This is a genomic window from Burkholderiales bacterium (assembly GCA_023511995.1).
In the GTDB taxonomy this organism is placed as follows: domain Bacteria; phylum Pseudomonadota; class Gammaproteobacteria; order Burkholderiales; family Thiobacteraceae; genus Thiobacter.
On sequence record JAIMAL010000036.1, the window covers coordinates 1 to 9,711 of the forward strand.

Annotated in this window: 9 protein-coding genes and 1 tRNA gene; 1 reads left to right on the top strand and 9 read right to left on the bottom strand. The window is 61.7% G+C overall.

The window, feature by feature from the left end:
- Positions 1 to 30: 30 nt before the first annotated feature.
- From K6T56_12390 to K6T56_12430, 9 genes are all read right to left on the bottom strand, one after another.
- Positions 31 to 237 (bottom strand): hypothetical protein, encoded by a 207-nt coding sequence (locus K6T56_12390; protein ID MCL6557143.1) that lies wholly within the window; start codon positions 235 to 237, stop codon positions 31 to 33.
- A gap of 73 nt (positions 238 to 310) precedes the next feature.
- Positions 311 to 2,437, bottom strand: coding sequence for a VWA domain-containing protein (locus K6T56_12395; protein ID MCL6557144.1), 2,127 nt, complete (start codon positions 2,435 to 2,437; stop codon positions 311 to 313).
- Positions 2,438 to 2,479: 42 nt separating this feature from the next.
- On the bottom strand, positions 2,480 to 3,292 hold the full coding sequence (locus tag K6T56_12400) for a CbbQ/NirQ/NorQ/GpvN family protein (GenBank protein MCL6557145.1): 813 nt from the start codon (positions 3,290 to 3,292) through the stop codon (positions 2,480 to 2,482).
- 99 nt (positions 3,293 to 3,391) lie between these two features.
- Entirely contained in the window at positions 3,392 to 4,312 is a 921-nt protein-coding gene (locus K6T56_12405; protein MCL6557146.1) for a YkgJ family cysteine cluster protein, read from the bottom strand.
- A 178-nt stretch (positions 4,313 to 4,490) separates the two neighbouring features.
- Positions 4,491 to 6,512 (bottom strand): adenylyl-sulfate reductase subunit alpha, encoded by a 2,022-nt coding sequence (aprA, locus tag K6T56_12410; GenBank protein ID MCL6557147.1) that lies wholly within the window; start codon positions 6,510 to 6,512, stop codon positions 4,491 to 4,493.
- Positions 6,513 to 6,597: 85 nt separating this feature from the next.
- On the bottom strand, positions 6,598 to 7,065 hold the full coding sequence (gene aprB, locus K6T56_12415) for an adenylyl-sulfate reductase subunit beta (protein ID MCL6557148.1): 468 nt from the start codon (positions 7,063 to 7,065) through the stop codon (positions 6,598 to 6,600).
- A 74-nt stretch (positions 7,066 to 7,139) separates the two neighbouring features.
- Positions 7,140 to 8,348 (bottom strand): sulfate adenylyltransferase, encoded by a 1,209-nt coding sequence (gene sat / locus K6T56_12420; protein ID MCL6557149.1) that lies wholly within the window; start codon positions 8,346 to 8,348, stop codon positions 7,140 to 7,142.
- A gap of 199 nt (positions 8,349 to 8,547) precedes the next feature.
- Complete coding sequence (locus K6T56_12425; protein MCL6557150.1) at positions 8,548 to 8,952, bottom strand: hypothetical protein; 405 nt, start codon at positions 8,950 to 8,952, stop codon at positions 8,548 to 8,550.
- 92 nt (positions 8,953 to 9,044) lie between these two features.
- The gene (locus K6T56_12430; protein MCL6557151.1) at positions 9,045 to 9,314 is read right to left on the bottom strand and encodes a hypothetical protein; all 270 of its coding nucleotides are present in this window, start codon (positions 9,312 to 9,314) and stop codon (positions 9,045 to 9,047) included.
- Between the two features lie 213 nt (positions 9,315 to 9,527).
- On the opposite strand from K6T56_12430, the gene K6T56_12435 reads away from it, so the two are divergent.
- Positions 9,528 to 9,604, top strand: a tRNA-Met gene (locus K6T56_12435).
- The last annotated feature ends 107 nt before the right edge of the window (positions 9,605 to 9,711 follow it).

Below are 9,711 nucleotides of genomic sequence, written 5' to 3' on the forward strand. Positions count from 1 at the left end.
GCCTGAACTGGAAAACACCTCATCAGGTATTTATGCAATCATACAGCCGCGTTGCACTTCGAGATTGAATCCACCGAAACCCTTCGCCGGGTCCCCCTTCAGAAACAACGTTTCACCCCGCTGAGGGTGCAACTCGCGACAGCCACGGGCAAGCTCGGCGATGTCCGGGTCAGAGAGCTGGCGGAAGAGGGGCAGATGGACGAGCAGGCTTTTGATATCAATTTCGCGGCGGACCATGGCATCGCTCCTCGGTCATCCCATGGCCAGGGATTTTACCTGCAACAGCCTGTTATCGAGGATGGAATGGCGCTCAGCTTGTCAGGCGGCGGTAGATATCCGCGACCTTGAACGGCAGTTTCTGCACCTCGTCGATGATGACGTAGTGGACTGCGCCGTACATGTGGGGGAGATATTCGCGTGCCTCCTGGTCGATGGTGATGCAGAAGGCGTGGATGCCGGCGCGCTTGGCTTCGATGAGTGCCTGGCGCGTGTCCTCGATCCCGTACTGACCCCGGTAGACGTCGAAGTAATCATCGGGTTTGCCATCGGAAAGGGTGATGAGGAGTTTGGTGCGCGCCTCGACCTGGGTGAGCAGCCGGGTCAGGTGGCGGATGGCGAAGCCCATGCGGGTGTAGTCCTGGGGACGGATGCCGCTGATGCGGGCCTTCACCACGTCGCTGTAGGGTTCGTCGATTTCCTTGATGCGATAGAGCTCACAGCGCTTGCGCGTCTGGCCGGAGAAGCCATAGATGCCATAGCGGTCACCCAGTGCCTCCAGCGCTTCGCACAGCAGGATCAGCGATTCACGCTCGGCGTCATTGATCCAGCCGCGGGTGGAGCCGCTCATGTCCACCATGAACATGACGGCAATGTTGCGCTCGGCGCGGTGCATGCGGGTGAACAGGCGGTCGGACATTTCGCGACCGTCGCGCGCATCGGCCAGGGCCTCCACCAGCGCGTCGATGTCCACCTCATCACCATGGGGCTGACGCTTGAGCAGGCGGTTCTCGTCACGCATGGCTTCGAAGCTGCGCCGCAGGTGCTTGACCAGGCCGCTGTAGCGGGTCAGCGTGCGGGAGACGAAGTCGTCATAGACGGGCGTCACCTCCTTCTCCCGCATCACGCACCATCCTTTGCGGTAATGCTGGCGGCCGTAGTCCCATTCGTCATAGAGGGTGGCACCGATTTCGTGATAGCTTCCCTGCCAGACATCATTGGGATCGGCAGAGCGCTCCTCGGTCAGGCTGGCATCGTATTCACCGGGCCCCGCCGGGGTGAGATATTCGTCGGGGATGCGGCCCAGGTCCAGCCGGATGGAGGTGATGAGTGCTTTCACGTCATCGGGTGGAGCGATCGGCGCGCCATCCAGAGTGAGTTCCATGTCCACTGTATCGGCTTCGTGATCTTCAGACTGCCGCAGTTCGAAGCGTGGTGGACTTTCCCGCGGCGGGGCATCGGGGGTTTTCCGGGCGTGTTCCTCCGCGAGTTGGGCGAGTTTCACGCGCAGCAGGGCCTTTTCCTTTTCCATGCGGGCCGCCTTGCGCCGGGCGACTTCGAGGGGACGGATTTCTCCCTGGTAGCAGAAACTGGGTGGGTTGGGGTCCGTCACCGCCTCGCTGAGCAGGGCCAGGCTGTCTTCCACCGTTGCCGTCCGGCTGGCGAGGCTTTCTGCATAGCGCTGCCACTGGGCAGACAGTCGATCCTGCTCCAAGCTAGCTTTCAGCGATTGCATTTCCCGGTAGAGGCCTGGCAATTCACGGCGGATGCAGGCTTCCAGGCGCAGGGTTTCCAGCGCCGTGAAAACACGCAGAGCGTGATGCGGGTCCGGGTAAGAGGCGAGCGCCCCGTCGAGGTCGATGCGAAAGGTGCCGAAGCGGGTCTGCGCCCAGAGCAGGGCCACCGTGGCCTTGGCGAGCCGGAAGTTTTCCTCGACGCTTTCCATCTCGGCGATGACATTGGGCAGGAACAGAGTCTCGCTGTCGGTATAGGCGGCATCGCCTTGGGCCATGCCCAGCTTGCGGCCGGACAGGCCGCGCACGAAATTGAGCAGCACGCCATGGATATCTTCGTAGAGGGCACCGGCCACCCTTGCATGACGTTGTCTGACAAAACCGTCGACGCCCCCGATGACGAGCAACGCTGCGCGCAGGCCGCTTTTGTCGTAGGTGTCCATGGCGTGCAGGGCCCAGGCCTCGATCATGCGCCAGTCCATGTGGGCAAGGAGTCCCGGCGCCCGGCGGGCGAACTGGTAGGCGATTTCGATGTTGGTGGTGGCGATGCGCCTGATCCAGTCGAGAAGGAATTCGCGCTCGGCCCGGGGACGGCCGGCGAGGTCGGCGGCGAGCTCTTCCACGCGGTAGAAGGTGAACTCCACATCCAGCCATTTTTCGAGGGACTGGATGATGGCCTCGACGCTTGCGGGGTGGCCTTCGCTCATGGTCGATCAGCCTTCAGCCCACCGGTCCAAGTGGCGTTCCGCCTAGAACAGGGAAGAGGAGAGTTCCTGCACGGCGGCGAGCATTTCCGGGTCGTCGGTCAGGGCCTCGGCGATGGCGGTGCGGCAGGCGGTGGTGGGGGCGATGCCGGAGGCGATGAGTTTGGCGGCGTGCACGAGCAGGCGCGTGCTGGCACCTTCCTCGAGACCGCTGCCTTTCAGGTTGCGGGTCATGTGGGCGAACTTGACCAGTTTTTCCGCGGTCTCGGCGTCCACGCCCGCCTCGGTGATGACGATTTTTCGTTCCAGCTCGGGCGCGGGATAGCTGAATTCCAAGGCGACAAAACGTTGGCGGGTGCTTTGCTTGAGATCCTTGAGCACGCTCTGGTAGCCAGGGTTGTAGGAAACGGCAAGACAGAAGCGCTCATCGGCCTCGATGAGCTGCCCCAGCTTCTCGATGGGCAGTGTGCGACGGTCATCGGCCAGGGGATGGATCACCACCATGGTATCCTTGCGGGCTTCGACGATCTCGTCGAGATAACAGATCGCGCCGCTGCGCACCGCGCGCGTCAGGGGCCCATCCACCCAGGTGGTTTCACCCCCCTTGACGAGAAAGCGGCCGACCAGGTCCGATGCGGTGAGATCGTCGTGGCAGGAAACGGTGATGAGGGGCCGCTTCAGGCGCCAGGCCATGTATTCCATGAAACGGGTTTTGCCGCAGCCGGTGGGGCCCTTGAGGAGAACGGGCAGGCGGTTGCGGTAGGCGGCCTCGAAAACGGCGATCTCGTCCCCCGTGGGCTCGTAATACGGCTCACGTTCAATATAGTGGGCTTCCGTATCCAGGATGCGTGCGTTCATGCGTGAAAGTCAGAAATGGCGGTTCGCCGCGAGTCGGTGCACCGGCCGGAGCCCACAACGGGACGGCTGCGCCGCGGGCACGGGGAGGGAGGCGCTTTTCTAATCCGAGGCGTGCTGATATTTGTCCTCCAGCTCGTCGAGGCGCACGCCCTCCACGGGCCCGATCTTTTGCACGATCTCGTCCAGAATGCGCTCCCGCTCCCGTTTGCGCGCCAGGCGTTTTTCCAGGGCATCGGGACGGATGGGGATGCTCATCTCGTTGAACATCACCTGGCGCAGCAGGCGGAAACCGAATTGCATGAGGGCAACGTCATCGGTCTTGATTTTCTCCCGCGTCTCCGGCTCCACGTCGTAGAGATCATTGAACTGGTCGGAGGTAACGAATTCGCGGAACTGGTCGAGATCGTAACAGGTCATGAAAAAGAGCTGGAGGCTCCGCTTGCTCGGTTTGCCGACGGTGGGCCCGGCGGATTTCTTTTTCAGGATGAGCTGCCGCCAGCCCCGGCTCAGTTCATCGTATTCCTCGAGTCCCTGCTCTTTGCGGTATTCGGCGATGGTCAAACGGCGCGGCTCCTGGTGGCCGAGGCAGTGCTCCTCCTTGACCAGCGCATAGGCTTCCCGGTCGAAATTTTCCCCTTGCCGACGGATGGACAACAGGCCCAGGGGATAGTACCGGCAGGCCGTCGGCCGATCCTCATAGACGCTGCAACCTTCTTCGGTCATGAAGCGGCAGGCCGTGCCACCCTCCACCGGCTTGAGCTTGACGCCGGCGATGCCGTCCTTCTCCATTTCGTAGGGGACGGTGTAGGTGGTGAGGAACTCCCCGGAAGTCAGGTTGAGGCGTTTTTTCAGGCGCAGAATGTCGTAGGGCGTGAGGGAGATGTCGATGTTCCTGCAGCAGGCATTGAAACAGGCGATTTCCTTGTGGCAGCGGAACTGAATGACCGTCGTGGGCTCCAAAAGCTGCGGCACGACCGGACTTTGGGGGAAGGGGGAATCCTTGATCTCGAATTTGTCCATGGCACGACCTCTCTGACAGACAGCACCGGCTCCGGCGTGACAGCCGAACCCAAGTCACATTCATAACACGCCTTGGCGCCGGACAAAAGCCTGCCGGCGACAGTGTTTTCCGCCGGCTCCAAACAAAACCGGGCGCCTTGCGGCGCCCGGCCTTGCTTTGCCGACTGTCGCAAACCGCTCAGTGGGCCGCGGTCTTGAACAGCTTGGACTTGTCAACCAGGTCGTAGTGCTGACGCTTGAACACCGTCCACTGCTTGGTGTTCTTGTCATAGACCGAGTTGACGAAGCACTTCCAGTTTTTCTCGTCGATGAAGTTCTTGTCGGCCCGGTAGTAGAAGCCCGGATAACGGGTCTCTTCACGGAACTGGATGTGCTTCATGTGCGCTTCCGCGGTGAGGATGCGGTGGTAGTTCTCCCAGGCACGCAGCAGCTCGTGCAGGTCCTTGGCACGCATCTTTTCCGCGTCTTCCTTCAACATCTGCAGCTTCTCTTCCGCCACCTTGAGCATGTGGGCATTGGTGGTGTAGTAGGTGGACACCCCGGCTACATACTCGTCCATGATTTTCTGCAGACGGAACTGCAGCATCTTGGGCGTGATGTAGTGCGGGTTGACGTCGATGGCGGTGGTGTAGTCCTTGTACTGCAGGAAGTTGCGCACCGGTTTGTAGATCTCCTCCACGAGCTGTTCCACCGGCGTGTCCAGCTCGGGTTTGAGGTCCTTGTGGTCGATGCAGTACTTGACCATGGCCTTGGCGGCGATACGCCCTTCGGCATGGGAGCCGGAGGAGAACTTGTGACCGGAGGCGCCCACACCGTCGCCGGCCGTGAACAGGCCCTTGACCGTCGTCATGGAGCGGTAGCCCCAATGCCAGCCCTGGGGCAGATGGGCCGGGATCTTGTCCTTCTCGGGGTGATCTTCCGTGGTGGGCGCGCCCACATCCTCGGGACCGGACACCCAGATGCCGCAGCAACCGGAGTGGGAACCCAGCAGATACGGCTCAGTGGGCATGAGCTCGGAATTTTTCTTCTCCGGCTCGATGTTCTCACCCACCCAGATGCCGCACTGACCGACACACATGTCGAGGAAGTCCTCCCACGCTTCCGCCTCGAGGTGCTTGACCTCGCGCGGGGAGAGGGTTTCCTTGAGCTTGGCCAGCGCCGTCACGGTGTCCATGTAGATGGGCCCGCGGCCTTCCTTCATCTCCTTGAGCATGAGGTGGTTGCGCAGGCAGGAGGCGGGCACCGATGCCTGGCCGTAGGGCGGATACTCGTTGAGGAGTTCCTTGTTCTTCTCCATGTAAACTTCGCCCAAGGCGTTGACCGCCTTGGCTTTGAAGAGGAGGAACCAGGCCCCCACCGGACCGTAGCCGTCCTTGAAGCGGGCCGGCACGAAGCGGTTTTCCATCATGGTCAGTTCGGCGCCGGCTTCCGCGGCCATGGCGTAGGTGGAGCCGGCATTCCACACCGGGTACCAGGCACGGCCGGTGCCTTCACCCACGGAACGCGGACGGAAGATGTTGACCGCGCCACCGGCGGCGAGCAGGATCGCCTTCGCCTTGTACACATAGACCTTGTGCTCGCGCACGGAGAAGCCCACGGCCCCGGCGATGCGATTCTTGTCGTTCTTGTCGTTGACCAGTTTGACGATGAACACACGCTCCTGGATGCGGTCCATGCCCAGGGCTTTTTTCGCTGCTTCGGCGACGATCCATTTGTAGGATTCGCCGTTGATCATGATCTGCCACTTGCCGGAACGCACCGGCTTGCCACCATCCTTGAGGGCGGGCAAGCCTTTGGAGCCGTCGTGGCGCTCACCATTTTCGTCCACCTTCCAGATCGGCAGGCCCCACTCCTCGAAGAGGTGCACGGACTCGTCCACGTGACGGCCCAGGTCATAGGCGAGGTCGTCGCGGGTGATGCCCATCAGGTCGTTGGAGACCATGCGCGCATAGTCCGCGGGGTCCTGCTCCGGGCCAATGTAGGTGTTGATGGCGGACAGACCCTGGGCGACGGCGCCGGAACGGTCGAGGGCGGCCTTGTCCACCAGCTTGATCTTGAGGTCGATGCCCAGTTCGGCCTTTGCCGCTTCTGCCCAGCGCACCACCTCATAGGCGGCGCCACAGCAGGCCATACCACCGCCGATGAGAAGGATGTCCACTTCTTCCTGGACGATTTCGGGATTGCCAAATTCACCAGCCATTGTTCTGTCTCCTTGCTGCGGTTCAGCGGTGCACGCGGCCCGCTCCCTCCCGCAAAATCATCGATTTACCGGGTTGCCTGAAAAATCATTTGCGGATCAGCTCGGCCGGATTGCCGGCGCGGAAGCCCCCAACGGACACGAAGAAGCCGGGCTTCGTGATGTCCGCGAGCTTCGGCAAGGGTTTGCCGCCGTAGGGGTCGATCGAGCCTTCCGGCGTGGTGCGAATCGGGAACTTAAAGCGCTTGAGGGTGCCGTTGCGGAACTTGATGGTCCACATGATGGAATCGGTGCCGCGCAGGGGTTGCACGGAGCCGCCCAGCGGCACGATGTCGGCATAGTGCCGCACTTCGATGGCCTGCTGCGGGCAGATCTTGACGCAGGAATAGCACTCCCAGCACTGCTCGGGTTCCTGATTGAAAGCCTTCATGGGGTGGCCGGTCTCGGAGCCATCCTTGTCCAGCTTCATCAGATCGTGGGGGCAGATGTACATGCAGGCGGTCTTGTCCTGACCCTTGCACCCGTCACATTTGTCGGTGCGAACGTAGGTTGGCATTTCTTTCCTCCAGTTGTTGCAACTACAGTTGAAAAAGGCCGGTTGTTGCGAGTGCCGGCCTTGCCCTTGTGAAACTATTTCGCCGAATGACCCTTCAGTTCGACTTTGACGTTTTCCTCCGGCGGCAGGCTGGCGTAATAGCGCTTCAGCACCGCAGCCACCTCCGGCCGGGTGAACTCCACCGGCAGGTCCTTGCCCTCGGAGAGCATCGCCCGCACCTTGGTGCCGGACAGGAGGATGCGGTCGTCCTTGGAGTGGGGACAGGTGCGCATCGAAGCCATACCACCGCATTTGTTGCACCAGAAGGTCCAGTCGATCTTCAACGGCTGCGTTTCCAATGAGCCGGGCGGAATTTCGTCGAAGATTTTCTGCGCGTCGAAGGGGCCGTAGTAATCGCCCACGCCCGCGTGGTCGCGGCCGACGATGAGGTGAGAGCAGCCGTAATTCTGGCGGAACAGGGCATGCAGCAACGCTTCCCGTGGCCCGGCATAACGCATGTCGAGGGGATAACCCGCCTGGATCACGGTGTTGGGCACGAAATAGTTGTCGATGAGGACCTTGATCGCCTCGGTGCGCACCTCGGCGGGAATGTCACCCGGCTTGAGCTTGCCCAGCAGGGAGTGGATCAGCACCCCGTCCATGGTCTCGACGGCGATCTTTGCCAGATACTCGTGGGAGCGGTGCATGGGGTTGCGCGTCTGGAACGCGGCCACCCGGGTCCAGCCCAAGGACTCAAACTTGGCGCGGGTTTCGGCGGGAGTGAGGAACTGGTCGCCGTATTTGGCTTTGAACCCTCCGTCCGACAGAACCTTCACCGGGCCGGCGAGGTTGTACTTCCCCTGGGCCATGACCATCTTGACCCCCGGGTGCTCCAGATCGGTGGTCTTGTACACCATCATGCACTCATGGGCCTTGTCGATGGTGTATTTGTCGGTCACCTTCATGGTACCCATGATCTCGCCGCTTTCCCCATCGACCAGGGCGACTTCGTCGCCTTCCTTCACATCCTCGTCGTCGGTGGAGAGGGTGATAGGGATGGGCCAGAAAAGGCCGTTGGCCATCTTGTAGCCATCGCAGACGCCCTGCCAGTCCGCCCTGGTCATGAAACCCTCCAGCGGGGTGAATCCGCCAATCCCCATCATGATGAGGTCTCCGGTCTCCCGGGAGGTCATGGGAATCTTGGGCAGGGATTGGGCGCGGGCAAGCTCGGCTTCCCGGGCCTCCCCTGTCAGCAGGAGGGGCTTGAGGTTGCCGCCGCCGTGGGGATTGACCAGCTTGGGCATGTTGTCTCCTCTTCAGATGGTCATCATGGATGAGAGGCTGCAAGGATAGCACGGATAAAATTCCCCGCCTCATCCAACAATTTTATGCTCTGATTAAGCGGTCTTGCCCCGGTACGGTACAATAACCCACTGAAACGCTTAGGAAATTTCCGTGATCGGGGCGCCGCCGGGGCGTCCCCAAGGGGGAGGCCCGGTCGGCTTAAGCGTCGTAGAAGGCCGGCATGTCTGACTGTTCGACCTCGATCACATCCACCCAGGGCGGGAGGTTGGCGCCGCCGGCGGCAGCGAGCTTCTTGACGTCTTCCCGCACCATCTTCCAGCGATTGAAAAGACAGTCGGCGATTTTGCTCATGCCCATGTCGTGGTAGGAGTTGTGCAGATCACCCAGGGTGCGGGCGAAGGATTCGAGCTGTTCCAGCTGGTTCGAGGGATAGCCCTTGCGGTTGGGGTCGGTGTATTTGACCAGCTCGCGCCGCACCGCGTAGAGGAAAGCCCGTTGTCCGTCGGTCAGCTCGCTTTCCGTGCGGGTGACGCCCCCGTGGTGAAGCACCTCCTGGATGTATTCGTTGAGGCGCTCGCCGAAATTGAACCTGGCAAAATCCATAGGCTTCCTCCGTGTGGGTTGATGTGGTTTGGCTTGCGCCTATGTTCCCTCTGCCGCCCGTTCTTGTCCAGAGACGACTGCCCTGGGCGGAATCAGGCGAGGTCCAGGTCGAGAAAATCGGGGTGCAGCGCGGTGCGGTCTGCACTGAGGACGGGGATGGTGATTAGGGTGCGCACATGGCGCCTGGCATTCCCGTAGGCGTCGGCCTGGATGCTGGGATCGGCGCCCTCCGGGGCGAGTACGATGGCGCGCTCGTCCTCGATGATCTCGATGACGGTGTGGGGTGCGCCGCGAAAGTGCACCCGCAGGCCGATCAGGCTGCGGAGCTGGTCCACGGTGATGTCGATCCGGTCCGGCTGCATTGGGCGCAAGCTTGACCGAGGGGGCCGTTCCTGGCAAGGGGCGGCAGGCTGCCGGGACGCCAGCACCGCCGCTACCCGCCCCCCTGAAGAAGACAGCCAACCGGCCATCCCTTGACGACGAACACCTGCCCCCCGGGACGATCTCATTTGCGTTGCAGACTCAATAGGGGGTTGACGTGCTCCTGGGAGCTTTGCTATAGTCCCGCTTCTCGACGCGGGGTGGAGCAGTCTGGCAGCTCGTCGGGCTCATAACCCGAAGGTCGTAGGTTCAAATCCTGCCCCCGCAACCAGTTTCTTCGCCTCGCCCCGCTCTCGGGGCGACCGCTCTTTAACAATTGAACAGCCGATAAGTGTGGGTGCCTGATGCTTGGGGGCCTGGTTGCTGGGTGTGACCTGG